Below are 25,976 nucleotides of genomic sequence, written 5' to 3'. Positions count from 1 at the left end.
CCACCCCGCAAGGACCTGAACCATGAACGCATCCAGACTCGCCGCCATCGCTCTGACCGCGGTGCTTTTCCCCACGCTGACCTTTGCCCAGCAAGCCACCGACGCCGCCAAGCCGACGCCGCCATCGATGAGCATTGAACAATTTGATCAGCAGATGGCGAAGGCCCAGGAAAACCTGAAGAAGATGCAGGAGCAAATGAGCCTGATCCAGAAAACCAGCGATCCGGCGCAACGCCAGAAACTCATGCAAGATCACCAGGCCATGATGCAGCAAGGCATGCAGATGATGAATGGGATGATGGGCGGCGGCATGATGGGCGGCCACATGAAGGGGCACGGCCCGATGATGGGTTGGAAACAAATGGGCAACCACTATTCCCAGATGACGCCCGAGCAGATGAAGCAGCACCAGTACATGATGGACAACTACATGGGCATGCAGCAAATGATGATGGAGCAGATGATGCAGCATCAGCAGAATATGGGCACGCCAGCTCGCTAGCTCTGTCTCCCGGCGATCAGGCCAGGCCCTGTTCCTTCAACCGCCTGTATAACGTGCGCTCACTCACGCCCAGGTGCCTGGCCAGTTCACGGCGGGTGCCTTTGAAAGTGGCCATGAGCTGTTCCAGGTCCCTGCTGTCGGGCCCAGGCACCACGGCTGGGGCGGACAACGCCACGGGGGTCGCGGGCAGATGCAAGGCGTGAATGACACCGTCATCGGCAAACAGCGCAGCCCTTTCCAGGACATTGCGCAGCTCGCGGATATTGCCCGGCCAGGCAAACCGCTGCAATTGCATCAGCGCTTCGGGATCGATGGTCAGCCGACGTTTACCAATGCCGGAACGTTGCAGGAACGAATCCACCAACAAACCGATGTCTTCAAGGCGATGCCGCAAGGGCGGTAAATGGATGGGAAAAACGCTGATGCGGTAGTACAGGTCCTGCCTGAACTCGCCTTTCTCGAGCATTTTCTCCAACGGCTTATGGGTCGCGGCCACCAACCTGAAGTCCGCGTGCAGGGTTTCCACACTGCCGACACGGCGATAGGTTCCAGACTCGATCAATCGCAACAGCTTCACCTGCATCGCCAGGGGAACGTCGCCTATCTCATCGAGAAACAGCGTACCGCCCTGGGCCGTCTCCACCAGGCCCACCTTGCGCACGGTGGCGCCGGTAAACGCGCCCTTCTCATGACCGAACAGCTCGCTCTCGAACAAGGTTTCGGTCAACCCGGAGCAATCGACCACGACAAAAGGTCCCGCGGCCCGCTCACTGGTTTCATGGACGGCGCGGGCAAACAGCTCCTTGCCGGTGCCGGACTCTCCCAACAGCAGGACCGGTAACATCGAGGGCGCTACCCGCTGCAGTTCCAACAGCGCCTGATTAAAGGCCGGCGAACTGCCCACCAGCCCCTCATTACTGGGCCGGGCCGATGCGCTACGAACCTGGGTAAGACGTTCCACATAAGCGCTGATGACGCCATGCTCATTGAGGATCGGGCGCAGTTCCACGTCGACGTGTTCGGGCCCGCGCGGGGTGTGATGAATGTGCAAGACCCGATCCGGACTGCGCATCTCCCTGGCCTTTTTCATCGGACAGTGCTCACCGGCCTGGTCACAAGGCACATCGTAGTGGTGGGAAATCCGATAACACTTGTGGCCAATGAACGGTTTGTCGGCGCTGCCGAACTGACGCAGGTAAGCCGTGTTCGCCGCCAGAATGTTGTAATCGGGATCGAGGACGATCATCGGCTGGGGCTCGTGCTCCAGAAACGAGACCAGGGATTGCACCTGGTCTGGATGTGGAAGCAGGTCTTGGGTGGGCGGCAGGCTGTGTGTCATCGCGGCTCCAGTGATTCATCCAGCAAGGGTGACACTGCCACTATGCCAACAAACGCTGCCAATGGCAGTGCAATTGTCTGGAGATTGTGATGCGCCTTGCCAGCACCCACGAATTTAAATGAATAAAATCATAATGTTATCCATCTAAATCGCTCCCAGAATCAACATGGCAGCATTATTGCTGTGTCTGTCCCTCAAGCGGCCGATAGCCCCGAAGGAGACCGTTCATGACCGTAAAACCGTACGTCGAAGGATTTTTCGATCCTGAGACCCACACTGTCAGCTATCTGGTGCTGGACGAAGCGACCCGCCAGTGCGCGTTGATCGACAGCGTCCTGGATTACGATCCCAAATCAGGCCGTACCACAACCACCTCGGCCGACAAGCTGATGGCCCGGGTGATCGAGCTGGGGGCGAAGGTCGAATGGATTCTTGAAACCCACGTTCATGCCGACCACCTCACCGCCGCCCCGTACCTGAAGGAAAAACTCGGTGGCACGATAGGGATCGGCAGCCAGATTACCGCCGTGCAGGAAGTCTTTGGCACGCTGTTCAACATAGGTGGGGAGATGCCCCGCGATGGCAGTCAGTTCGACCATCTGTTTGTCAATGACGAGTCGTTCACGGTCGGTACGCTGCAATGCCGTGCGCTCCACACACCGGGCCACACCCCCGCCTGCATGACGTATGTCATCAGCCACGGCCAGGAAACGGCGGCATTCGTTGGCGACACCTTGTTCATGCCCGACTACGGTACCGCACGGTGTGACTTCCCCGGTGGCAACGCGCATGCCTTGTTCCGATCCATCAACAAGGTCTTGAGCCTGCCGGCCAACACCCTCCTCTACACCTGTCACGATTACCAACCGGATGGCCGCGAGGTGCAATTTTCCAGCACCGTCGCCGAGCAACGTACCGACAATGTCCACGTCCGTAACGGCATCAGTGAAGAAGCATTCGTGACGATGCGCACCCAGCGCGATGCCTCGCTGGACATGCCGACGCTCATCCTGCCATCGGTCCAGGTCAACATGCGGGCCGGGCATTTCCCGGAGCCGGAATCGAACGGCACGCGCTACCTGAAAATCCCGCTCAATCGGCTCTGACGCCCCCGCCCCCCATAAGAAAAACAGTCATCACGGAGACAGTCATGGACATCCGCCACCTTGCGTCCGGCCTCTCGATATCAGGGCAGATTCATCCCGAACAATTGAGTGAGATCAAAAACAGCGGCTTTCGCGCCATCATCTGTAACCGCCCTGATGGTGAAGGCAACGATCAACCTTTGTTTGCCGACATCAAACGCGCGGCACAGGCAATGGGCATCGAAGCGCACTACCTTGCCGCAGAGTCCGGCAAGGTGACCGACGAACAGGGCGTTGCCTTCGGTAAATTGTTCGAGTCCTTGCCCAAGCCCGTGTTGGCGTATTGCCGCTCCGGTATGCGCTCGACCACGATGTGGGCACTGTCCCAGGCCGGCCAGCAGCCCTTGCCACAGATTGTCGAAACAGCCAGCAAAGCCGGCTTCGACATGAAAGGCGTCATTCGCAGAATTGCCAACGAAGGACGCACGCCTGTCGGCGTGGCCGAAGCCCGGCATGCCGTGGTCATTGTCGGCGGCGGCGCGGCGGGCATCGCGGCAGCGTCAAGCCTATTGGCCCGCGAGCCGGGCCTGGACATTGCCATTATCGACCCGGCGGATGTGCATTATTACCAGCCCGGCTGGACCCTCGTCGGCGGTGGCGTCTTCGACGCACACAAAACGGCCCACACGATGGGCGCGACTATTCCCCGGGGCGTACATTGGATCAAGGCGGCAGTGGCTGCCTTCGAACCTGAAAACGACGCCATTATTCTCGATGGATGCCGCATGGTCCGCTACGAGCAGTTGATCGTGTGCCCGGGCCTTAAACTGGATTGGCATGCCATAGAAGGCTTACCGCAGACACTGGGGCGCAACGGCGTCACCTCGAACTATCTGTACCACCTGGCCCCCTACACCTGGGAACAGGTGCAGCAACTGCGCAGTGGCCGGGCGATTTTCACGCAGCCCCCCATGCCGATCAAATGCGCCGGAGCCCCTCAAAAAGCGATGTACCTGTGCGCCGACCACTGGAGGCGCCAAGGCGTACTCGGCGATATCGAGATCGACTTCTGCAGCGCCGGGACAGTCCTGTTCGGCGTTCCCGACTACGTGCCGGCCCTGATGGAATACGTCCACGCCTATGGGATCGACCTGAGTTTCGGCAGTACGCTGGCGTCTGTCGATGGACCGGCACAAACGGCGACCTTCAGCAGCGTCAAGGTCGATGGCAGTACTCACCTGGTGACGCACGACTTCGACCTGCTGCATGTGGTGCCCCCTCAGGTCGCTCCGGATTTTATCCGCGTAAGCCCTCTGGCCGATGGGGCGGGCTGGATCGATGTCGACCCCGACAGCTTGCGGCATAAAACCTGGGCGAATGTTCACGCATTGGGCGATGCGACCAATACCAGCAACGCAAAAACCGCAGCGGCAGCGCGCAAGCAGGCGCCCGTGGTCGCCCATAATGTGCTGGCGGCCATGGGCAAGACCAAGGGCAGCGCCCATTACGACGGCTACGGTTCCTGCCCGCTGACCGTGGAACGGGGCAAGGTCGTTCTCGCTGAATTCACCTACGGCGGCAAGCTCGCCCCCAGCTTCCCGTCCTGGCTGATCGACGGTACTCGGCCTTCGAGACTCGCCTGGCTACTTAAAGAGCGCATTCTTCCACCGCTGTACTGGAAAGCCATGCTCAAGGGCCGTGAATGGCTGGCGAAACCTGAACTGGCGGACCTATGAAATCAAACCTCTGCTCCAGGAGACCGAGATGATTACCGTCCTGGTACTGGGCTTTGCGGTGGGCGTGATCCTCGCGCTGACCGGTGCCGGCGGCGGCATACTCGCCGTCCCGTTCCTGGTTTTTGGCGTGGGCATGGGCATGGCCGAAGCCGGGCCCATTGGTTTGCTGGCAGTGGGCCTGGCCGCCACCCTGGGCGCCGTGATGGGTCTGCGCAATGGCATCGTGCGCTACAAGGCTGCACTGCTGACGGCCAGTGCGGGGGTCATCTGCTCGCCATTGGGCCTTTGGTTGGCGCAGCGCACGCCCAACCGCCCGCTGACGATCTTGTTTGCCTTGTTGCTGATGTACGTGGCGTTCCGGGCCTTTCAAAAATCACTGCCGTCTCATGTCGGGGCAAAGGCCTGCGAAACACGCAAGCCGCCACCCTGTGTCCTGGACGAAAATCGCGGCAAGCTGAACTGGACCGGCCCTTGTGCGTGGGCGCTCACGGCTTCGGGCACGGTCGCCGGGGTTCTATCCGGTTTGCTCGGCGTCGGCGGTGGTTTCGTCATGGTTCCGGCGCTCCAGCGGTACACCAATTTGACTACGCAGTCGGTGCTCGCCACGTCGCTGACCGTCATCGCTTTGGTTTCCATGTCAGGGGTGCTGGCGAGTTCGGCGACGGGCCACCTGCAATGGCCAATAGCGCTACCCTTTTCCATGGGGGCCATCGTCGGCATGCTCGGCGGGCGCCTGGTCGCTGCCAGATTGCCGGAACCCTATCTGCAAAGAGGCTTCGCCCTGGTGTCGACGCTGGTAGCGGTCGCCCTGCTGGTAAAGGTCCTGGGTTGAATCACGTAGTGGAATATCAACGATGTGTAGCGGAGAACGCTGATGAATATTGACTGGCTCAACTTTACGCCGTGGTCATCCCTGGCCGGCGGTATGTTGATTGGCTTGGCGGCCAGCCTGTTCGTGGTCGCCAACGGCCGGATCGCCGGCATCAGTGGGCTGATCGGCAGCCTGCTGCAGCGTGGCAGCGAAGGCCTGGGCGAGAAGGCCCTGTTTCTCCTGGGCCTGCTCGTCGCGCCGCTGTTATGGGGCGTGTTTGCCACCTTGCCGTCGATCGAGTTCCAGAACGGCTGGTTCGGCCTCACCGTCGCCGGCCTGTTGGTGGGGGTCGGTACTCGTTACGGTTCGGGCTGCACCAGTGGCCATGGCGTGTGTGGTCTATCGCGCCTTTCACCGCGTTCGATGGTCGCCACGGCGTGTTTCATGCTCAGCGGTTTCGCCACAGTATTTGTCCTGCGTCACGTGATGGGGGTTTGAACATGCGCAAACTGACGGCATTCATCGCCGGCCTGCTCTTTGGCCTCGGGCTGCTCCTGGCAGGCATGGCCAACCCGAAAAAAGTGTTGGGTTTCCTGGACCTGGCCGGCGCCTGGGATCCGTCCCTGGCGCTGGTGATGATCGGGGCGATTGGCACCGCCATCGTCCCCCTGGCCTGGGCACGCCAACAGACTCAGTCGCTGCTGGGCAGCCCCATGCAGTTGCCGGTCAAGCGAGAACTGGACCCACGCCTGATTGGCGGCAGCCTGGTGTTTGGTATCGGCTGGGGCATCGCCGGCATCTGCCCTGGCCCTGCCGTGGCCATCCTGCTGACCGGACACTGGCAAGCCTTTGTGTTCATGCTGGCCATGTTGGCGGGCATGTTGTTGTTCACCGCGCTGGAAACCCGGCGCAACCGCTGATCGGGAATTCACCGTGAATCCGTGGCGAGGACTTGCTCCCGCTTGTAGGAGCTGTCGAGCGAAGCGAGGCTGCGATCTTTCCCATGACACTTGAGTCCCAAGCGGAAGATCAAAAGATCGCAGCCTTCGGCAGCTCCTACACCGCAGCCCAGCGGGAGCAAGCGCCGGGAACGTCATTTAAAAGCGCCCTATTTCCAAGGTCGCGCACAACCCACCTTCGACTCGATTTTCCAGCCGGACCTGGCCTCCCAGGCGTTCGGCGATGGTGCGTACAATCGTCAGCCCCAACCCCGCCCCTTGGTCATTGCCGCGGCTGTAGAACCGTTCGAATAGCCGCTCACGCTCGGCCTCGTCGATACCCGGCCCCTGGTCTTCGACGGACAGCTCGTAGTGATCACCCTTCCTCGCCAGGCGTACGGTGATCGTGCCCTTGGCCGGCGAAAAATTGGCCGCGTTGGTCACCAGGTTGTTCAAGGCGATGTCGATGGCCACCGGGTCGATTCGAACCGGGCCGATGTCATCGCTGACATCCAGCACCGGCTCGAGCCCCTTGCTCAACAACCAGGGCGTCAGTTGAACCAGACTCGCACGCACCGTGGCGGGCAGGTCGATGACCGCAGGCGTCGGAACACCTGCCTGCGGTTCGAGCCGCGCCATGGTGAGCAGTTGATTGACCAATCGCGTGGTGCGATCGACGCCAGCGAGCAGGTGTTCCAGGGACTCGCGACGGCTTTGCTCGCTCCCCGCCTCCATCAGGTTCTGTGCATGCACCCGCAACACGGCCAAGGGCGTACGCATTTCATGGGCGGCGTCGGCAATGAAACGCCGCTCACGGCCCATCACCTCCTGGATCTGCGCCAATACACGGTTGAGGGCCGCCTGCATGGGCTCAAGCTCCGTGGGGAGCGGCATCATTTGCAGGGGTTCCAGCGAGCCGGGATGCCTGGCGCGCAACTTCGCCGCCATATCGACCAGGGGTTTGAGGCCCCAGCCGATGGCCAGCCAGATCACTGCGGCAAGCACCACGCTGCCAATCAGATTGGGGATGACGGTGTGACGAACAATGCGATCGACCAGGTCGGCACGCACGTCATCACGCTCGCCGACCCAGATCTTCAAGCCGTATTGCGCGTCGTCCAGGACGAACGCCCGCCACTTACGGTTTTTCTGGTCCACAACCTCACTGAAGCCAGGCGCGCTCGGCGGTGAGGTGAACGACGGTGCGCTGGACGTATGCACCAACACCGAACCTTGTGAGTTCCAGACCTGGAAAGCGATCTTGCTTTCATAGGGATGACCGTCGACTTTGGGCACTGCCTGCCCCAACGCCGAATTGAACGCCTGATACAGTTCGGCGTGCTCCTTGCTCGCCATCGGCATGCGCATCACGCCCTGCAACAGCCGGGCATTCTGCGCCAACTGGGCATCGTAGACCTCGGCGATTTCGTGGTTGCTGTCATGCAGGTTGAATACGGTGATGATCAACAGGCCAAGAAACAGCAGGCCGAGGATCAACGTGAGCGTACGCCGCCGGATCGAACTCATCGACGCTCCTCCACCAGGTAACCGACACCACGAATGGTGCGGATCAGGTCGGTGGAGAATTTCTTGCGCAGGTGATGGATGTGCACTTCCAGCGTGTTGCTCTCGGCCTCCTCGCTCCAGCCGTAGAGCAACTGCATCAGATGATCGCGAGTCATGACGCGGCCCGGCGGCGAGAGCAGTTCATGGAGCAGTTGATATTCCTTGGGGGTCAGGGCCACCGGCTTGCCCTGGTAACTGACTTGCTGGGTAACGGGGTTCAGGCTGATGCCAGCATGTTCGATCAACGCCTGGGCGCGGCCGGCGCTGCGGCGCAACAAGGCCCGCAGCCGGGCCTTGAGCTCCGCCAGGTCGAAGGGCTTGACCAGATAATCATCGGCCCCGGCGTCCAACCCGGCGATGCGATCCTCGGTGGCATCCCGGGCGGTGAGGATCAGCACCGGCAGGTTGGAGCCACTGTCACGCAAGCGCCGCAACACTTGCAGGCCGTCCATGCGAGGCAAGCCAAGGTCAAGCACCGCCAGGTCGAAAGTTTCACTGAGCAGCGAATGCAAGGCGCTGCTGCCGTCCTGTACCCAGTCGACGGTATAGCCTTCGCGACTCAGGGCCTGATGGATGCCCTCACCCAAGGCCACGTCGTCCTCGATCAGTAATAAACGCACATGCGCTCCTGTCAGTTCAGTTGCTTGTTCACATCCACCAGTAACGCGTCGATCTCCTTGCGGCGTCCGGCATCGGCCGTTTCCCGACCCGGCCGCGGCGCTGCCTGCAAGGCTTTTTGCAGCGCTGCCTTGGCTTCGCTGTAGCGCTTCTGACGGTAGAGGTGATCACCCCAAAAGTACAGGCTGTCAATGCCGTTCGGGTTGAGTTGCAAAGCCTGCTGGAGCAATTGCTCGGCCTTGTCCGAGTCGCCAAAACCCAGGGGCCAGCCCGGCACCCGGTCGTAGAGTGCGCCGAGGCTGGTGTAGGCCGAGCCTTGCAGGGCCTTGGGGTCCAGGGTCAGGGCTTTTTCCAGGTCACCCTTGGCATCCTTGACCTTGCCCAACGCACCGATCCCACCCTTGGCACCGGCCCAACTGCTGTTGACGATGCCAGACCAGATCCACGCTTCAGCCACCGATTGGCGCTCCTGCTTGAACGCCGATGCCTGGACGGCGAGTTTTTCGAACGCATCGGCGCGTTGGCCTTCGGGCACTTCATATTGAATGTGGGCCCAGCTCTGCTGGATGTCGCTGAGACGTTGCTGGTCGGCCGCTTCCAAGGCCCAGACGCTTTGGCTCAGGGTGCCGATCAATAGGTAAGCGAGGACTTTTTTCATGGCTTGAGGTGCTCGTTTTCAGGTTTGTGACTGAGGCGGCGCACCAGCGGCAATTGCTTGCGCAGGCCACGGTCCACCAGGTTGGGCAGCAGGCTGTTGAGGCCGACGAAAAAGCGTTCGGGCCAACCCAGATACAGCTCGCGACGGTCGCCGATAATCGCGTGGATCACCGCCGCCGCCACGGTTTTCGGGTCGTCGACGTTGGCCTTGAGAGCCTGGTTGAGCGCATCGGCCGCCGGGCTGTTCATCGAGGTACGGGTGGCCCGGGGCGCTACGTAGAGCACCCCGACACGGGTATCGGCCAACTCCCGGCGCAAGGCTTCGGAAAAACCGCGCAAGGCAAACTTGCTGGCGCAGTAGCTGGCATAGCCCGGGTAACCGATTGATCCATAGGTCGAGCCGACGTTGACCACCATCGCGCTGTCAGCCTGCTTGAGCAGTGGCAAGAGCAGTTTGGTCAGGCAGATCGGCGCGCTGATGTTCAGCGCCAGCATGGCGTTGATCTCGCTGTCGTCGAGCTGTTCGAGCATGGCGAAGTGGTTCACGCCGGCGGCATTGATCAGCAGGTTGATGCCGCCCTGGGCCTCGGCGGCGACCAGCACTTTGCGCCGGTCGGCGAGGAAGGTCAGGTCGGCTTCGACCCAGCTCAAGTGCTGCGGATAACGCTCCAGCAACGGCTGCAAGGCTTCGCGATGCCTGGCCACGGCCAGTACCCGCGCGCCACTGGCGCACAGGGCGGCGGCGATGGCCTGGCCGATTCCGCCGCTGGCGCCGGTCAGCACGACACGCGCATCACACAGGCGCATGTTCGTGCTCCCCGTCGCGCGGCAGGCCGCGGAACATGTCGGTGTACAACCGGTACACCACCTTGGAGGCATGGATCACCGCAGTCTGGTCCGCCGGATCGTCCAGCCGGTTCATCAGGCCGCGATAAGTCTGCATATGCCCGATGTCGAGCGATCCATGGGAGCTGAGGTAGCTGAACGCCGTGGGCGGCAATTCCAGGCGCTGACGGATGCTGTCAGCGGCATGGGTCGCCAGGGCGATACTGGTGCCCTCCAGCACATTGACCATGCCGAACAGGCCTACCGGGTTGCCTCGGGCGATCAAGTCATAGAGGTAACTGACCATCAGTTCGATGGGCAACGAGGGCTGGCCGTTGCGCACCGCCTCCTTATCGCCACCGCACACGGCAATGTCATCCAGCACCCATTGCTCGTGGCCGTACTCTTCGTCGATGTATTCGCACACGGCCTTGCGCAGCCATTCCAGGTGCGTTGGCAGGCGCGCCCCGCAAGCCATCATCAACGGTACCGTGTGGCGCACGTGGTAATACGCCTGGATCAGGAAGCCCCGGTAACTGGCCAGGCTGACCTGGCCGTTGAGGGCGTCACGAATGATTGGCAGATTGAACAGGGTCTGGCGTTCTTGCTGGGTGGCTTCTTGCAACGTGTCAAAAAAACTCATGATAGGGATTCCTCGGACAAGACAGATGAAGTGAGCTGCGCGCGGTAATGCTCGACGATGGCCTCCCGGCGTGGCCGGCCATTGGCGGTGAGCAGGCCATTGCCAGCGCTGAAGGGTTGGTCCAGACGCGTCCAGCGATGGACCCGTGCGTAATCGGGCAGCGTGTCGTTGGCCTTGGCCACGGCCAACTCCAGCGCTTGATCGGTACAGTTGGCGCGGGCGGGCCAGAGCAGCGCATGGTTGTGCGGCATGGCTTCGCCATAAACGAAGGCCTGGGCAATGTCACCGCCCTGGGTGAGTTCGGCTTCAACCCATTCGGGGTTCACGTTGCGACCGAAACTGGTCACGAACTGGTGCTTCTTGCGCCCGCGCAGGTAAAGGAAACCGTCTTCGTCGAACTCACCCAGGTCACCGCTGGGCCACCATTCGCTGGTGTGCGGTGGCTCACCCAGGTAACCGAGCAGCGTCGAGCCCTTGATCAGGACTTCGCCGTCATCGGCCAAGCGCACCTCCACATGGGGCAGCGGCTGGCCGACACTGCCGGCACGATGAGTCTGTGGCCGATTGAGGCAGACCACCGAGGCGCATTCCGACAGCCCATAGCCTTCAAACACCGCCAGGCCAACCCGCCGGGCTCGCTGCAACAAATCGTGGGACACCCGTGCCCCGCCAACGGCGGCGAATCGCACGAGGTGCGGGTTGAACAGCTTCTGTTCGGCGGCCGTGACCAACATCAACAGCAGTTGCGGAACCAGGATCAGGCTGTGCGCCCGACGCGCCGCCAGGCATCCCAGCAGGCGCACCGGGTCGACCCCGCTGGCGCCCTGGATGCCGAGGGTCTTCTGGCTGGGCAGGCTCAGCATGGCACCGGCATACAACGCCGCGTAGCAGCCAAGGTTTTCCAGCAGAATCGCCAGGGGCAGCAACGCCAGGTGATGCCTGGCCTCGACCGGTTGGCTGGCCTGCTCCAGTTCACGGGCCACCCGCAACAGGCTGTCGGCGCTCAGGCAGACACCTTTGGGCGTGCCGGTGGTACCGGAGGTGAACGTCAGCTTGGCGGTGCCGGCCGGCAGACGGCTCGGTCCGTCGAAGTGCCGCCGCCAGAACTCGCCACTGTGCTGGTATCCGGCAGCTTGCAGTTCCGCTTCGAACGCAGGCTCGGCAATCACTCGCTCGGCCTGGCTCTGTTCCAGGCAGTGCCGACGTTGAGCCTGGCTGAAAAACCCGGGCAGGAAGACGCAGGTCAGCCCTTCGAACAGTGCGGCAAGGTCCCAGAGCATCGCTTCGATGCCATTGTCCAGGGCCAGGGCGACAACACTGATGTGTTCATCGCGCAGGCGTTGCTGGCGGTACACCACTTCGGAATAAAGTGTCGCGTAGTCGAGCTGCGAGCCGTCGCCCCACAGTGCCACGGCATGGCCCCTGCGCTCGGCATGACCACGCAGCGTGCGCTTGAAGCGTTCCATTTCAGGCGACATGGCTGGTTTCTCCGAGGTCCGTCGGCAGTCCCAGGCGATTGAACAGGCCGCTATTGCGCAGATGAATGAAACCGGCGCGGATGTTCCCGACATGAACCCACGGCTGGCTTTCGTAGTAGCGACCCCACAGGTGGCGGTCCTCGCCGAGGCGCTGCGGGTCGGCCGGGCACAGGGTCACGGGCTTGAGGCCCAGGCGATGGAAGCTGTTGACCAGGCCGATGTTGCCGGTGAACGCGACCCACTCCAGGCCGCCCATGGCCAACAGATATGTGATCGCGATGATGCTCAGCCGGGCGCTCCCCGTGTCGCTGGCGGCCAGGTTGCCGACCTCGACAATGCCGGCGCGATCCACCGCACGGTCGGCGGCGGCGCTGATCAAGGGCTCGATGGGGCTGTCCAGATAACGCTCGAGAAACAGCGCCCCCTGAGCGGCCCGGCGCACACCAGCGGCTGCGCAGAGCGTGCCGTGGACATCGTCGAGCCCGAACAGCTGCGGCATGAAGTGACGAATATCGGCGCCGTGGACCTGGCGAAAACGCTGCTGGATGAACGCCTCGAGCTCAGCTCGCCGAGGTTGTCCCGGCAAAGCCCGGTGCAGGTGGCGAACCGGCGGGCCGGCGTCGCCAAAGGCCAGCGGCAGATGGATGTTCCAGTCGAAATCGGGCATGGGTCAACGTTCTCCCTCGGGCTATTGGGAGAAAGTATCGGGGCCGTTTCTTAACGAAGTCTGAAGGTGGCAAATTTGGGTTCGTTCGACAAATAGTCCGGTCAAACCGGAGCTGCCCTTGATCGTTTTTCCGTAGTACAGTAGGCAAAACCCGATAAATATCCACTTTGAGATGACCCTGACGTGCCAGGCCCCAACCTCAACGGCCCCGCACACCCCGTCATCCTCCTGCCGCGGCGGTAACTGCATGATCGACATCACCGAAGTTTCCATTGCCCAACTGCGCGCCGCGCTGGAGTCGGGCCAGACCACGGCGGTAGCGCTTGTCCAGGCTTACCTCGCAAGGATCGATGCCTACGACGGCCCCGATACGCCCACAGCCCTCAACGCGGTGGTGGTGCGCAACCCCGATGCATTGAAAGAAGCCCGGGCCTGCGATGCCCGTCGGGCCAACGGCCAGACCCTGGGGCCGCTCGACGGTATTCCCTACACGGCCAAGGACAGTTACCTGGTCAAGGGCCTCACCGCCGCTTCCGGCAGCCCGGCGTTCAAGGACCTGGTTGCTTATCGCGATGCGTTCACCATCGAACGGCTTCGCGCCGCCGGGGCCATTTGCCTGGGCAAGACCAACATGCCGCCCATGGCCAACGGCGGCATGCAGCGCGGGGTGTATGGGCGTGCGGAAAGCCCGTACAACGGCGACTACCTCACCGCACCCTTTGCCTCGGGCTCCTCGAACGGTGCGGGCACGGCAACTGCCGCCAGTTTCGCAGCGTTCGGCCTTGCCGAAGAAACCTGGTCGAGCGGGCGCGGTCCAGCGTCGAACAATGGCTTGTGCGCGTATACACCGTCACGCGGCGTGATCTCGGTGCGTGGCAACTGGCCGTTGACGCCGACGATGGACGTCGTCGTGCCCTACGCCAGGACCATGGCCGACCTGCTGGAAGTGCTGGACGTGGTGGTCGCCAATGACCCGGACACCCGTGGCGACCTGTGGCGCCTGCAACCTTGGGTGCCGATTCCGAGCGTCGACTCGGTTCGTCCGGCCTCGTATCCGAGCCTTGCCAGCCACCCAAATGCGCTGGCAGGCGTTCGGTTCGGCGTTCCTCGGATGTACATCAACGCCGACCCTGACGCAGGCACAGCCCAAGCCCCCGGCATCGGCGGCCCGACGGGGCAGCGAATCATCACCCGCGCTTCGGTGATCGAGCTCTGGGAGCAAGCGCGCAAGGCGCTTGAGGCCTGCGGCGCCGAAGTGGTCGAGGTGGATTTCCCCCTGGTGTCCAACTGCGAGGGCGATCGTCCTGGCGCACCCACGGTGTTCACCCGCGGCCTGGTTTCCAAAGAGTTCCTGCACCATGAGTTGTGGGACCTGTCGGCCTGGGCATTCGATGACTTCCTGCGGGCCAACGGTGATCCGAAGCTGAATCGCCTGGCCGACGTCGACGGACCGAAGATCTTCCCCCACGACCCGGGCACCCTGCCCAACCGAGAGGATGATCTGGCCGCTGGCATGGATGAGTACGTGAAGATGGCCCAGCGCGGCATCACGCCGTGGAACCAGATCCCGACCCTGCCCGACGGCCTGCGTGGGCTTGAAGAGACACGTCGAATCGATCTGGAGGACTGGATGGCGCGACTGGGCCTGGACGCGGTGATCTTCCCGACCGTCGCCGACGTCGGCCCGGCCGATGCTGACGTCAACCCGGTGTCTGCCGATATCGCCTGGAGCAACGGCGTCTGGGTCGCCAACGGCAACCTTGCCATCCGCCATCTGGGCGTGCCCACCGTCACCGTGCCGATGGGCGTCATGGCGGACATCGGCATGCCGGCCGGGCTGACGTTTTCCGGGCGTGCCTATGATGATTCGAAGCTGTTGCGATTGGCTTCGGCGTTTGAATCGATTGGTTCAAAACGCCTGGTCCCACCGCGGACGCCGCCGCTGTCGGCTTGATCGTTTAGCGGGTTTGGTCCTGGGGCTGCTACGCAGCCCAGTGGGAGCAAGCTCCCTCGCCACAAAAGCAGCGCTCGACTTCATTTTTGAGTACGGGCGCCCCCCGTGGCGAGGGAGCTTGCTCCCGCTGGACTGCGCAGCAGTCCCTAGACCGGCTCTACCACCCTGATTATTACGGCGCCTACTTTCGGGATTTCGATGGCAACAAGCTTTGCGTCTGTTGCCATGACTCGGTGTCGACTTAGTCGATCGTAATGCATGGCCTATGACCAGGCGGGGCGTTCAAGATAGCAAGATCGGTCGAGCGCGTTGTGCTTGTCAGCCTCATGCTGGTGTCCTCAAAGGGGGAAAACCATGACCGTCGAGTTTCCGCAAGTCTCCCGACTGGGAGCGCTGGAGTACGACGTTCAAGCCATTGAGGTAATCGTTTATTGGCGCTTTCGTTTCCTGCCTAGCCAATGTACGAATAAACAGCGAAGTCGAACCCATTGAACGGAAAAGAAGCGACCTCTTTCATCCCCATTTTCAAGTGCGCACGAAGCGACGCTTCATTGTCTTTACGTATGAAAAGAATGCCTTCGCGCCCAGGCTCGAGCCGTCGAAGATCCGCGAACATGCGTTGGGCCAAGCCCTTGCCACGCTCTTCCTCGCCTACGCAAATCGGACCATAGACATAGGCATCCGCCGCGCCAGGATAAGCGCCGAACATCGCCTGTACGATCGGCAGGTCGGCATTCATCGCACGCGTGGTGGTCATCAGGAAACCGGTGATATGGCCATCGCGACGCGCAACAATCAGGGGCATCTCCTGCATCATCGCCATCACACGGGCTTCTGGCAGGCTCGCAGAAAGCGAGCCGCCGCGCGCCATCTGATTCGCAGCCTGAAGCACCAGGATTCCGTCAAGGTCGGCCTCATTGGCTCTGCCGACAACGCTTTCATGATTCGTCATTTGAGGTATCTCTGCTGGCAAATTAAATGACTACATTTACCGTGACTGCCAGAAGATTAGTACATGAAAACAATTTCAGGACTTGTACCTCAACAACGCGAGCCTTGATCCATAGGCAACACCCATACATTGCATTGCAACCGGATCAGTGCGGACTCGCTTGCCAAGGCGCTCGTCAATTGGGGCAACAGGAATCCGCTTTCGTGCTCTGGGTAAATCGCAAGGGAGGTATCCGGTCGAAGGTTGCCGATGCAAGTCGTGTCGATCATGAGAATCTCCCGGTGAATGGAGAGCGCTGCGACGACCCGAAACGGTCAATCGCTTCTGGGATCAGTTTCACTGGCGGACGGTTTTTAGAGAATGCCCAGGAATTACATGACCTGATTGCGCTATCTGAAACAATCGCAGTTGACTGCACAAAAAGGCTTACCGAGGTTTTGATATTCCGTTCCGATAGGGGTTATTTTTTGGTGTGCATATCCGTTGCTGCGGTAACGGCTGCTTAGGGTTTCGCCCTTACGGCGAGTCACTTTCGAAAAGCCCGGAAGCCGGCCCAGTCGAAAGTAACCAAAGCGCTCATGCCCCACCACTTGGCACCTCACCTAGGCTCGGTGTGCCTGAACGAAGGCATTGCTCCGTGGGCCCGCCGCGAAGGGCCATCCATGGCCCAGCGCGGCTATCCCGGCATCCATGCCGGGATGCCCACTCCACAATGCCTGCGTTCGGCCATCGTGGTTAACGGGGCACCGAAATCAACGTCCACCGCGAGGCGGCCTAATAGCCGACCTGGTTCTCCTGGTCGTACACCCATCAGATCTGTTTGAGTAGGACCTGTGGGAGCAAAGCTTGCTCGCGAGGCGGCCTTACAGCCGACCTGTTTCTTCGGCTGTCCCCAACCCAAATTGTGGGAGCGAGCTTGCTCGCGATGAGGCCGGCACATCCAACATCACCGCAAACTGACACACCGTCTTCGCGAGCAAGCTCGCTCCAACAGGAGAAACGCGGTCCCACCAAGAACCAGGTCGGCTATCAGGCCGCCTCGCGGTGGACGTTGATCTCGGCAATGCCTTCGTTCAGGCATGCCGAGCCTAGGCGAGACACCGAGTGGTGGGGCATGCGTTTTTGGTTACTTTTGGCAGGTCCCGCTCCCGGCTTTTCCAAAAGTGACCCGCCGTCAGGGCGGGACCCTAAGCAGCCGTTACCGCAGCAACGGCTATACACACCAATCCCAGCATTTCATCCGGTGAAACAGTCGGGCCGTCAGCCTAGACCTCGAGCACCAACGGCTCGCTCCCCTGGGCCGGTACGGCGCAACAGATCAGCACCTCACCTTCGCCAACCGGTTCGGCCGGCAGGCTCAGGTAATGCACCTGGCCGCGGCTCAAGCGGGTTTTGCAGGTGCCGCAGGAACCGCCACGACAACTGAATTCCGGGTTCAGGCCGCGCGCTTCGGCCAGTTCCAGCAGCGTCCCACTGCCCGGCTCCCAACGTGCCTCCTTGCCGGAACTGGCGAACAAGACCTTCACCGCTTCACTCGCAGCCGGCACTTGCACTGGCGCCGGCATGCTCACTTCCAGATCCCGCACAAGCGTCGAGGGCCCGAAGGTTTCCGCGTGAATGCGATCATCAGGGATGCGCAGTTTGCGCAACCCGTCGTACAGCGCCTGGGTAAAGCTGCCCGGCCCGCACAAATAGAAGTCGTAGTCGTTGAGCGGCAGCAGCTTCTTGAGCAGTTCCACATCGATCCTGCCCGCCAGGTCGTAGCCGTCAGTGTCCCCTCCCTCAGTCGGTGGCTGGCTGACCATACGCAGAACCTGCAGCTTGTCGCCGGCACGGGCGGCCAGTTCGTCGATCTCGTCACGAAAAGCCAGGTCGGCCACCGAGCGAGCGCTTTGCACCAGCCAGACCGGGCGCATGCGGCTGATGCGTTGGCCCTGGTAAACCACCTCGCGCAACATCGACAACAGCGGCGTGATGCCTACCCCCGCTGCCAGCAAGACCAACGGACGCCGCTCGGTGGCCTGGACGGTGAAATGGCCCTGGGGCGCCCGCGCCTCAATCTCGTGCAGCGCCTGCACCTGATCATGCAGGTGGGACGACACCGAACCATCGCGCTTGACGCTGATGCGCAAAAAATCATCCGACGGCGCACTGGATACACTGTAGGTCCGGATCGATGGAGCGTTCTGCCCCTCCAACAAGATCCGCACCGGCAAATGTTGCCCGGCTTCAAACCGGGGCAACCCCAAGCCATCGCTCGCCTGCAAGTAGAACGAGCGAATGTCGGGGCTTTCATCCACCACCCGCGCGACCCGCAATGCACGCCAGCGGCTACGCAGCGCCTCGGCCTGCAAGCGCTCGGCGGCCTGCTCCCAGCTGCCGGTCATCATTGAGTTGGGCGAGTCGCCTTCGTCCTGGTCCTTCCAGCGCAGGGCAATGGCCGCCGGGCGATACACGATGCGCTGCGGGGTAAAGCGCAACAGCCGCTCGGCGCCCTGGAACGCGCTGATCTCGGGGGCGTCCAGCAGCACTTGCGCCGAGCCACTCATTTGCAGCAGATCGCCCGTCTGGAAATCGACGAACACCAGACCGGCCCGAGGATTGAGCAGGATGTTGCCCAGCGTGTTGAAAAACAGGTTGCCGGAAAAGTCCGGAATGGTCAGCGATCCATCTTCATCCATGCGCACAAACCCCGGCTTGCCGCCACGGTGAGAAGCATCGACCTGCCGCTCGCCATCGCGTACCACGTAGGTGGCGATATAGAACGAATCGGCCGCCGTCACCAGACGCCGCACCAGCGGGTCGGACACGCTCAGTTGACGCGGCGCGACGGCCTGCGCGTCGACAAACTGGTACTGGCGCAGGTTGATGTAGCGAGGGCAGTTGCCATACGCCTGGCTCACTGAAATCTCGAGCCCCGGGTCGAGCTGACGACGCACGACACCGTTCATGCGGTTGCGCCGGCGGGTGTGCAACTCGATGCCCAGCATCCCGATCGCATCGCCCTCACCCATGCCCTCCTGGGCCGGGTCGTTCGGCTCGGGCTCGAGGTTGATGTGCAGGGTCTGCGGATCGGGCGAGTTCATGAAGCCCGGTTGCCCAGCGCGCAGGGTCGCCCAGACGTCGCCTTGCCGATCCACCGCCCCCAGCACCACGAAAGGCAGTTGGGCGTAGAACGCCCGATGCTGGTCCGGCATCCAGGTACGCGCCAGTTGCCGTTGACCGACACCGGCCATCATGTCGACTGCCCCGACGGAGCGCTGCAAGGCCAGCTCTCCTTCGTGCCAGGGCGAGGTTTTTGCTTGCAAGGCTTCGTCCATCAGCTACTCCTCGCGCTCGCAGCATGAACGCCTGCGCCAGTGCGCTACGGTTGGGGATTCTCCGCCATCGTTTGCACGGCTGTGCAAGTGGCTGGAGTCATCTTCTGCCCAAAGCGACGGCGCTGGAATACGCACAAACTGCAATCCACCGTTTCATAAAATGGAACGGTGGAAGCACGAGGAATGGCCCGAACGAAGGTCAGGTCCTGACGCTGGCAAAGTTCTTGGTCAGCTCGAGCAAGCTCGCTATTCTTTTCCGTCATAATCACTGGATTGTTCCAACATGAAAGGTTGTTTCAAACTTGAAACCCAAGGGGGTGGTTTAGGTTACGATTCGTGAACTGGAAGATCAGAAGGATCTGAAGCATGACGTGCAGAGTAATTGTGGCGGATGACCATCCTTTGTTTCGCGAAGGCATGCTGAGGACCATTGAACGACTCATGCCGACCGCCTCCATAGAACAGGCAGGCAATCTGGACGAAGTATTGGCGCTGGCACGCTCCGGGATGGAAGTGGACTCCCTGATACTCGACTTGCGCTTTCCCGGGATCAAATCGCTGCAGGTCATAGGCCAGTTGCGCAGTGAGTTCAAACGCACCTCGATCATTGTGGTTTCAATGGTCGATGACGTCGATGTTATTTCCCAGGTGATGGCGCTGGGTGCCGACGGTTTCATCGGCAAGAATATCGACCCCGCCGGTATTGCCGACGCCATCATGGCAATACGCGAAGGCGAAGTGGTGGTGAAGTATCAAGCCGAAAACGCGATCCTGGACGATGCACTTTCCCACCTGACCGCGCGCCAACGGCAAGTGCTTGGCTTGATCGCCGCCGGCAAGACCAACAAGGAGATAGCCCGGGACCTGGGTATCTCCCCGTTCACGGTGCGCATCCATGTCTCAAGCCTGCTCAAATCCCTCGGTGTGCCCACCCGCGCGGCGGCTGCGGCGCAGTTTTCCAACTTCCCAAGCAAGGGTGGATGGCCGGAAAGGCAAGACAATTAAATGTATAACGACCGCGAATATTAATTGAGCATCACCCTCCCTGCCTGCCCATCTCCGAGGCCATAGCACACTTGTACTATAGCTTCGCCCAGTACTCTCCTCCTAAGCTGTGGACGCTCCATAAAAGGCTGTTCGAACAGCCAAACATAAAGTAACCAACGTGCCATACACCGTGCAGTGTCACTGTGCCTATTGAAACGTTATGGCGTGCGAAGCCTATGGATTTAATAAATCGATAGGCGGCGCAATGCTGGGTCAACTTCGCCGTCTGCCCGGTTGAAATGGAATGGTCCTGACATTAACTCAAGGTAAGTCATCATGTCCTTCGAATATGGAAAAGCACTTAGAAATGGAATGGCGCTGTGCGTGCTGGCGGGCGTACTCAACGGTTGTGCAAACACCGGCGACTTGGGCAACTTGATGAGTTCCTTGAATCAGGGCGCCAAAAAATACGACGTCTCTTACCTCAAGCAAACGATCATTCCGGGCAAGACGACAAAAGGCCAGATCACTCAAATGTTCGGCGCGCCGACAAATGAAGAACTCAATTCGACGAGCTCCAGTAACGAGTCGAACTGGACCTATGAAAAGACTGATGAGGGCCTGGATAGGTACATGAAGCTGGCCCATAAGTACGTGTCGACCGAAACCAGCCTGAAGATGTATGAAACCTCGGCGCAACTGTACAAGGCGCAAACCGTAGCCAATGACGTCAGCAGCGTGACCGGCACGAAAACAGGCCAAAGCCAGACCCAAGGTTCGGTATTGACCATCTATTTCGTCGATGACGTCGTGAAGTACTACAGGGTCTACTGACGCAATCACATCGCCCGTTGGGGACAGCATCAAGTCTGTTCCCAACCTTCACCGAGGCTAGCCGCTACGCTTGGTGGCATCAGAGGTCATGCGGTGCCAAAGCCAGTGGAAAAGAACAGTGAACTCGACCAGGCCACGTTACGCCTGATCGTCAGCGCTTGTGCGCTGTTGTATATCGTCATCCTGGTCGGCCTCTATCCAGAGGACGCGGCGAGCTACGTGCCCATCATTATCTACATCTGCACGTTCATCTTCGTCTCGGTATTCCTGCGCATGTTCATCAAGCGCTGGCCAGGTCACTTCTTCTGGCGGCACCTTTTCACGATGCTGCATGACTACTCCGGCATCGCATTTGCCATGGTACTGGGAGGCGAAGAGGCATTGCCGATCTACGCAGCGCTGCTCTGGGTCACGCTGGGCAATGGCATGCGCTTCGGCTCGCGCTACCTGGCGCTGGCAACCGTTATCGCGCTGTCGACCCTGATGCTGGTTTTCTGGCTGACTCCGTTCTGGCGTACGCAGCCCTACATGTTCCTGATGTTGATCGTCACCACCATCGTGGTGCCAGCCTACGCGCACATTTTGCTCAAGCGCACACGCATTGCCTCTGAAGAAGCCATTTCGGCCAATCAGGAGAAATCACGGTTCCTGGCCCAGGCCAGCCATGACCTGCGCCAACCGATCCACTCCATCGGCCTGTTCACCGCCTGCTTGCGTGACGCCAGGCTGGGGCTGGAAGAATTACGGCTGGTGGACAACATCGACCGTTCACTGCACACCGTGTCGCAGTTGTTCCGTTCGATCCTCGATATCTACACCCTCGATCACGGCAAGCTGACCCCGCAGGCCGATACCGTCCACTTGGGCGCTTTACTGCAGGACGTCGTCAAGCAGAACACCGAGGCGGCGCGCTGGGCCGGCGTTGAGTTGCGCCTACGTGCCTGTCCTTACTGGGTCAGCGTCAATCCCGGTTTGCTGACCACGATGGTGCAGAACCTGCTGTCCAATGCCCTCAAATACGCGCCCGGCCAACCGGTGCTGATCGGCGTGCGGCGCCAGGGCAAGCGCCTGACCGTGGTGATCTACGACAAGGGGCGCGGCATTGCTGCCGAACATTTGCCCGAAGTGTTCAAGGAGTTCTACCGCGTGCGCCATGTGCGCGACAAAGATGTCGAGGGCCTTGGTCTTGGCCTGTCCATCGTCAAGCGCATCGGCCTGATACTCGGTGTCGATGTACACATCCGCTCCAAAGTCGGACAAGGCACCAGGGTGGCGATCAGTGGCCTGGAACCGGCGACACCCCGCGTCATGGTGCCCAAGGTGGTGCCCGTACAGAATCGCCTGGACGGGTTGCGGGTGTGCTTGGTAGAGGACGACGCCAACGTGCTGATGGCAACCTCGGCGCTGCTGGAAAAATGGGGGTGCGAGGTTGAAACCCACAGCGACGGCGAGGGGCTGACCAGCGATTGCGACATCGTCATCGCCGATTTCGACCTGGGCACAAAAGTCTCGGGCGCCGAATGCATCGCCGCGCTACGCGAGCAGCGCGGCTGGCAAGTCCCGGCGCTGATCATCACCGGGCATGAGATCGAGCGGATACGCCAATCACTGCAAAGCCTGAACATCTCGGTGCTGGCCAAGCCCGTGCGACCGCCGGAGCTGCGAGCGGTATTGCTTGAACGGGTCAAGCGCATGGATCGCCAGGGCGAGGACTCAGCTCACCTCAACCCACCCAGCCGATAGCCGTCTTGGGAATCACCTCGGACTCGTCGAGCTTGGACGCAAACATACTCACGGCCTCAAGTGCATCCGTGGTCCCGTTCCTGATTTGCACGATGACCGAACCGGCCTGATCTGCCAGGGTTACGCCGCGCAATGCGCCTTCATGGGTCACGTTCATGCTGGCGACGGCTTCGCGGGTCTCGGAGAGGATCATGCCGATCATTTCGGCAATCTCCGAGGTGGAGCGACTGGTGCGCCCGGCCAGTTGCCGGACCTCGTCGGCCACCACCGCGAATCCCCTCCCCTGGTCCCCGGCCCGCGCCGCCTCGATGGCCGCGTTGAGGGCCAGCAGGTTGGTCTGGTCGGCAATGCCGCGAATGGTGTTGACGATGGCCGTGATCTCTTCCGAACGCGCCCCCAACTGCCCAACCAGACGCGCGGAAGAGCCAATGTTGTCGGCAATCTCGCGCATCTCCTTGGCAGTCTGGTGAATCACCTGGGCACCCTGTTCGGCCACACGTTCGGTCTCGGCGGAGATGTGGTAGGCACGGGAAGCGCCGCGCGAGTCCTCTTCGAATTTCTCCACCCGTTCGCTGATGTCACTGGCGAACTTCACGATCTTGCACAACTTGCCCTCGGCGTCGTAGACCGGGTTGTAGCTGGCTTCCAGCCAGACGACCTTGCCGTTTTTGCCGAGACGCTTGAATTGACCGCTGAAAAACTCACCCGCGTTGAGACGCCGCCAGAAATCACTGTACTCCGAGCTACCGACCAGGCTCGGTTCGCAAAACATCCGGTGGTGCTTGCCCTTGAGCTCTGCCAGCGAGTAATTCATGACATTCATGAAGTTGTCGTTGGCAGTCAGGATGTTGCCGCCCAGGTCGAACTCGATCACCGCCATGGCACGATCAAGTGCCGCCAGCCGACCACGAGTCTCGGCCTCGTTGGCAACCTTGGCGGTGACATCGAGCGCGTACTTGACCACCTTCACGACGCGCCCTTGCTCGTCCACTACCGGGTTATAGCTGGCTTCCAGCCACACGTTCCGCCCTTGCGCGCTGCGGCGCTGAAACGTGCCAGAAACGAATTGACCGGCGCGCAACTGGTTCCAGAATTCACGGTACTCGGCGCTGCCCACCAGCGCAGGCGTGCAGAAATCCCGATGGGACAGGCTGGCCAATTGATCCGCGCGGTAGCCCATCGTGGCAAGGAAATTCTCGTTCGCCCGAAGGACCTTGCCATCGGGGCTGAACTCGATAACAGCCATCGACCGCTCCAAGGCGCCGACCAGTCCTTTGTAGGTTGCCAATTCGGCCGTCCTAGCCGTCAGTTCATTTTTTAGTGTTGTATTAAACATGACGTACCCTCGGTGAACCCTGAAAGTAAGCGGACCTTCTGTTCATATCGGCTCGCTGACTGGAGGCTGAACGGTACGCTGTAATTATGTTTCGGCGCCAAAACCCACCGAATCCATCAACCAGGTTCTAAAGGCCTGCACTTTGGGGGTGTCGGCTGTTTCATGCGGGCTCACGAAATAAAAGCCGAGATCAGACTTCAATCGCAGATCAAAGGGTGCAACCAATCGCCCGGCCTTCAGGTCATCCTCGACATAGGTTGAACGCCCGATGCACACCCCCAGACCGTCAACGGCGGCCTGAACAGCCATCATGGCCAGGTCGAATGTCAGCCGGCTGCCTTCGGCCAGTTTTTTCGGTTGGCCGGCGGCACTCAACCAGGCACTCCAGTCGTCGCGGGTCACCCCACTGACCTGCAACAAGGTGTGCTGGGCCAGATCGCGCGGCTTCTCCAAGGCCGTCGGACCTTGCAGCAGCCTGGGGCTGCACACCGGAAAGATCTCATCGGCCATCAGCCAGTCGGCACGCAAGCCCTTCCAGTCCCCGGAACCGTAACGAATGGCCGCATCGACGCCGCCCTTACGAAAATCCACCCGTTCGGTGGATGCCGTAACGCGCACGTCAATGTTGGGAAACGCCTGCTGGAATGACGCCAGTCGCGGCAACAACCATTTGGAGGCAAATGAAACCAGGGTACTGATCGTCAAGACGCTGTTATTGCGGCTCTCCAGCAACGTCTGCGTGCAATAGCGCAACTCATGGAACGCCGCGCGAACGCCTGGGAAATAGGCATGGCCTTCGTTTGTCAGGGCCAGGCCATCCTTGAGCCGCAAGAACAAGCGCACGCCCAGCTCCTCTTCCAGTCGGCGAATTTGATGGCTTATGGCTGTTTGGGTGACGTTCAACTCCTCTGCGGCTTTGGTAAAACTCATATGCCGCGCGGCTGATTCGAATGCTTTCAGACCGTTAAGGGAGGGAATTCTGGCGGCCATTTGGGTTGTCGTGCTCATGAGATTTTGTCATACGCTAGCACTGAAGATGTCCTTTGAAAATGTTTCGGCCCTCACCGATTCTGGCGGCACGTCCCCTGTCCTTGAGGAAACCATGAAACTGTACTTCGCCCCCATGACCTGCTCATTGTCCCCGCACATCGTGCTGCGGGAATTGGGTCTGCCCTTTGAATTGATTCGGGTCGACAACAAGACCAAGCGAACTGCCGATGGGCTCGATTTCCTGACCATCAACCCCAAGGGCTACGTGGCAGCCTTGGTACTGGATAACGGGAATGTCCTGACCGAGGGGCCCGCCATCATCCAGTACCTGGCCGACCTGGTTCCCGCAAATACGCTGGCGCCGGCCAATGGCACTTGGGAGCGGGTTCGCTTGCAGGAATGGTTGAACTTCATCACCTCCGAGATTCACAGCGGATGTGCGCCGCTGTTCAACGCCGATATGGCAGAGCCGACCAAGGCCATCTTCAGGGCAAAACTGTTCAAGCGCCTGGATTACCTCAGCCAGGCCCTTGAACAACAGGATTACCTGATGGGCACCTTTGGCCTGGCCGACAGCTATTTGTTTACCGTCTTGAACTGGCTGCCGTTGTTCAATATCCAGATCAGGGACTGGCCGGCGCTGGCGTCGTTCATGGCACGAATCGCCGCACGCCCCAGCGTCCGGGCGGCCATGGTTGCGGAAGCGGCATCCAATCTCGGTGCGATCTGACCACCGCTATCGCGAGCAAGCTCGCTCCCACAGGGGATCCAGGGTGTAGCTCGAATTTCATGATCACCCCGGAAAACTGTGGGAGCTGAGCTTGCTCGCGATGGCGGCGGCACATTCAACATCCTTGCCAGCTGACCCTCCGCTATCGCGAGCAGGCTCGCTCCCACAGGGATTCGGGGTGTAGCTCGAATTTCATGATCACCCCGGAAAACTGTGGGAGCTGAGCTTGCTCGCGATGGCGGCGGCACATTCAACATCCTTGCCA

General features: G+C 60.9%; 22 protein-coding genes and 2 pseudogenes. 11 read left to right on the top strand and 13 right to left on the bottom strand.

Features of this window, described 5'->3' with window-relative positions; translation table 11 throughout:
- The first annotated feature begins 22 nt into the window (after nucleotides 1-22).
- Complete coding sequence (locus tag B0E42_RS11510; protein WP_077506409.1) at nucleotides 23-502, top strand: hypothetical protein; 480 nt, start codon at nucleotides 23-25, stop codon at nucleotides 500-502.
- 16 nt (nucleotides 503-518) lie between these two features.
- Here B0E42_RS11510 and B0E42_RS11505 read toward each other — a convergent pair whose 3' ends face one another.
- A complete protein-coding gene (locus B0E42_RS11505) occupies nucleotides 519-1,841 on the bottom strand; it encodes a sigma-54-dependent Fis family transcriptional regulator (RefSeq protein ID WP_077506408.1) in 1,323 nt (440 codons plus the stop codon).
- A 227-nt stretch (nucleotides 1,842-2,068) separates the two neighbouring features.
- Here B0E42_RS11505 and B0E42_RS11500 point away from each other — a divergent pair, with 227 nt between their 5' ends.
- From B0E42_RS11500 to B0E42_RS11480, 5 genes are read left to right on the top strand one after another with little or no spacing between them, the layout of a single operon-like run.
- Nucleotides 2,069-2,947 carry an MBL fold metallo-hydrolase gene (locus tag B0E42_RS11500; protein WP_053179264.1) on the top strand — a complete coding sequence of 293 codons (879 nt, stop codon included), beginning with the start codon at nucleotides 2,069-2,071 and terminating at the stop codon, nucleotides 2,945-2,947.
- 44 nt (nucleotides 2,948-2,991) lie between these two features.
- A complete protein-coding gene (locus tag B0E42_RS11495; protein WP_077506407.1) occupies nucleotides 2,992-4,662 on the top strand; it encodes a bifunctional protein tyrosine phosphatase family protein/NAD(P)/FAD-dependent oxidoreductase in 1,671 nt (556 codons plus the stop codon).
- Nucleotides 4,663-4,690: 28 nt separating this feature from the next.
- Nucleotides 4,691-5,494: a sulfite exporter TauE/SafE family protein gene (locus B0E42_RS11490; protein WP_053179260.1), complete on the top strand. Its 804-nt coding sequence runs from the start codon at nucleotides 4,691-4,693 to the stop codon at nucleotides 5,492-5,494.
- A gap of 42 nt (nucleotides 5,495-5,536) precedes the next feature.
- Nucleotides 5,537-5,971, top strand: coding sequence for a YeeE/YedE family protein (locus B0E42_RS11485; RefSeq protein WP_077506406.1), 435 nt, complete (start codon nucleotides 5,537-5,539; stop codon nucleotides 5,969-5,971).
- A 2-nt stretch (nucleotides 5,972-5,973) separates the two neighbouring features.
- Nucleotides 5,974-6,393 (top strand): DUF6691 family protein, encoded by a 420-nt coding sequence (locus B0E42_RS11480; RefSeq protein WP_018602108.1) that lies wholly within the window; start codon nucleotides 5,974-5,976, stop codon nucleotides 6,391-6,393.
- A gap of 177 nt (nucleotides 6,394-6,570) precedes the next feature.
- Here B0E42_RS11480 and B0E42_RS11475 read toward each other — a convergent pair whose 3' ends face one another.
- The 7 genes from B0E42_RS11475 to B0E42_RS11445 are packed head-to-tail and all read right to left on the bottom strand — an operon-like array spanning nucleotide 6,571 to nucleotide 12,865.
- Nucleotides 6,571-7,938 (bottom strand): ATP-binding protein, encoded by a 1,368-nt coding sequence (locus B0E42_RS11475; RefSeq protein ID WP_077506405.1) that lies wholly within the window; start codon nucleotides 7,936-7,938, stop codon nucleotides 6,571-6,573.
- A complete protein-coding gene (locus tag B0E42_RS11470) occupies nucleotides 7,935-8,597 on the bottom strand; it encodes a response regulator (protein ID WP_014338527.1) in 663 nt (220 codons plus the stop codon). Before B0E42_RS11470 ends, B0E42_RS11475 begins: the two co-directional genes overlap by 4 nt.
- An 11-nt stretch (nucleotides 8,598-8,608) precedes the next feature.
- Nucleotides 8,609-9,253 carry a tetratricopeptide repeat protein gene (locus B0E42_RS11465; protein ID WP_053179253.1) on the bottom strand — a complete coding sequence of 215 codons (645 nt, stop codon included), beginning with the start codon at nucleotides 9,251-9,253 and terminating at the stop codon, nucleotides 8,609-8,611.
- Nucleotides 9,250-10,059: an SDR family oxidoreductase gene (locus B0E42_RS11460; protein ID WP_077506404.1), complete on the bottom strand. Its 810-nt coding sequence runs from the start codon at nucleotides 10,057-10,059 to the stop codon at nucleotides 9,250-9,252. The genes B0E42_RS11465 and B0E42_RS11460 overlap by 4 nt, the downstream gene beginning before the upstream one ends.
- Nucleotides 10,046-10,720 (bottom strand): TenA family transcriptional regulator, encoded by a 675-nt coding sequence (locus B0E42_RS11455; RefSeq protein WP_077506403.1) that lies wholly within the window; start codon nucleotides 10,718-10,720, stop codon nucleotides 10,046-10,048. The genes B0E42_RS11460 and B0E42_RS11455 overlap by 14 nt, the downstream gene beginning before the upstream one ends.
- Nucleotides 10,717-12,198, bottom strand: coding sequence for an AMP-binding protein (locus B0E42_RS11450; protein WP_077506402.1), 1,482 nt, complete (start codon nucleotides 12,196-12,198; stop codon nucleotides 10,717-10,719). Before B0E42_RS11450 ends, B0E42_RS11455 begins: the two co-directional genes overlap by 4 nt.
- Nucleotides 12,188-12,865, bottom strand: a complete 678-nt coding sequence (locus B0E42_RS11445) for a thermostable hemolysin (RefSeq protein ID WP_053179246.1) — start codon at nucleotides 12,863-12,865, stop codon at nucleotides 12,188-12,190. Before B0E42_RS11445 ends, B0E42_RS11450 begins: the two co-directional genes overlap by 11 nt.
- A gap of 247 nt (nucleotides 12,866-13,112) precedes the next feature.
- Between B0E42_RS11445 and B0E42_RS11435 the strand changes: the two genes are divergently transcribed.
- Nucleotides 13,113-14,819 (top strand): amidase, encoded by a 1,707-nt coding sequence (locus B0E42_RS11435; protein ID WP_077506401.1) that lies wholly within the window; start codon nucleotides 13,113-13,115, stop codon nucleotides 14,817-14,819.
- A 451-nt stretch (nucleotides 14,820-15,270) separates the two neighbouring features.
- Here the strand turns inward: B0E42_RS11435 and B0E42_RS11425 are convergent, their stop codons facing one another.
- Together B0E42_RS11425 and B0E42_RS11420 are read right to left on the bottom strand one after the other, a co-directional pair.
- Nucleotides 15,271-15,771 carry a GNAT family N-acetyltransferase gene (locus tag B0E42_RS11425; protein ID WP_018602089.1) on the bottom strand — a complete coding sequence of 167 codons (501 nt, stop codon included), beginning with the start codon at nucleotides 15,769-15,771 and terminating at the stop codon, nucleotides 15,271-15,273.
- Nucleotides 15,772-17,036: 1,265 nt separating this feature from the next.
- Nucleotides 17,037-19,091 (bottom strand): pyridoxamine 5'-phosphate oxidase family protein, encoded by a 2,055-nt coding sequence (locus B0E42_RS11420; RefSeq protein ID WP_077506400.1) that lies wholly within the window; start codon nucleotides 19,089-19,091, stop codon nucleotides 17,037-17,039.
- 366 nt (nucleotides 19,092-19,457) lie between these two features.
- Here B0E42_RS11420 and B0E42_RS11415 point away from each other — a divergent pair, with 366 nt between their 5' ends.
- From B0E42_RS11415 to B0E42_RS11405, 3 genes are all read left to right on the top strand, one after another.
- A complete protein-coding gene (locus B0E42_RS11415; protein WP_024619759.1) occupies nucleotides 19,458-20,096 on the top strand; it encodes a response regulator transcription factor in 639 nt (212 codons plus the stop codon).
- Nucleotides 20,097-20,414: 318 nt separating this feature from the next.
- Nucleotides 20,415-20,912: a hypothetical protein gene (locus B0E42_RS11410; RefSeq protein WP_024619760.1), complete on the top strand. Its 498-nt coding sequence runs from the start codon at nucleotides 20,415-20,417 to the stop codon at nucleotides 20,910-20,912.
- A 105-nt stretch (nucleotides 20,913-21,017) separates the two neighbouring features.
- Nucleotides 21,018-22,655 (top strand): hybrid sensor histidine kinase/response regulator, encoded by a 1,638-nt coding sequence (locus tag B0E42_RS11405; RefSeq protein WP_077506399.1) that lies wholly within the window; start codon nucleotides 21,018-21,020, stop codon nucleotides 22,653-22,655.
- On the opposite strand, the pseudogene B0E42_RS31735 reads toward B0E42_RS11405, so the two are convergent.
- The 3 genes and pseudogenes from B0E42_RS31735 to B0E42_RS11395 form a co-directional block, all read right to left on the bottom strand.
- A pseudogene (locus B0E42_RS31735) lies at nucleotides 22,636-23,109 on the bottom strand (methyl-accepting chemotaxis protein); the annotation flags it as partial. The gene B0E42_RS11405 and the pseudogene B0E42_RS31735 sit on opposite strands and share 20 nt — an antisense overlap.
- 114 nt (nucleotides 23,110-23,223) lie before the next feature.
- Nucleotides 23,224-23,901 (bottom strand): annotated as a pseudogene (locus tag B0E42_RS31730) (PAS domain-containing protein); the annotation flags it as partial.
- A 174-nt stretch (nucleotides 23,902-24,075) separates the two neighbouring features.
- A complete protein-coding gene (locus tag B0E42_RS11395; RefSeq protein WP_077506397.1) occupies nucleotides 24,076-24,981 on the bottom strand; it encodes a transcriptional regulator GcvA in 906 nt (301 codons plus the stop codon).
- A 112-nt stretch (nucleotides 24,982-25,093) separates the two neighbouring features.
- On the opposite strand from B0E42_RS11395, the gene gstA reads away from it, so the two are divergent.
- On the top strand, nucleotides 25,094-25,711 hold the full coding sequence (gene gstA, locus B0E42_RS11390; RefSeq protein ID WP_053179237.1) for a glutathione transferase GstA: 618 nt from the start codon (nucleotides 25,094-25,096) through the stop codon (nucleotides 25,709-25,711).
- Nucleotides 25,712-25,976 lie beyond the last annotated feature (265 nt).

It is taken from the genome of Pseudomonas sp. A25(2017), assembly GCF_002001065.1.
In the GTDB taxonomy this organism is placed as follows: Bacteria; Pseudomonadota; Gammaproteobacteria; order Pseudomonadales; family Pseudomonadaceae; genus Aquipseudomonas; species Aquipseudomonas kilonensis.
Note: the sequence above shows the minus strand (reverse complement) of the source record. Positions and strands in the feature narration are given on the sequence as shown.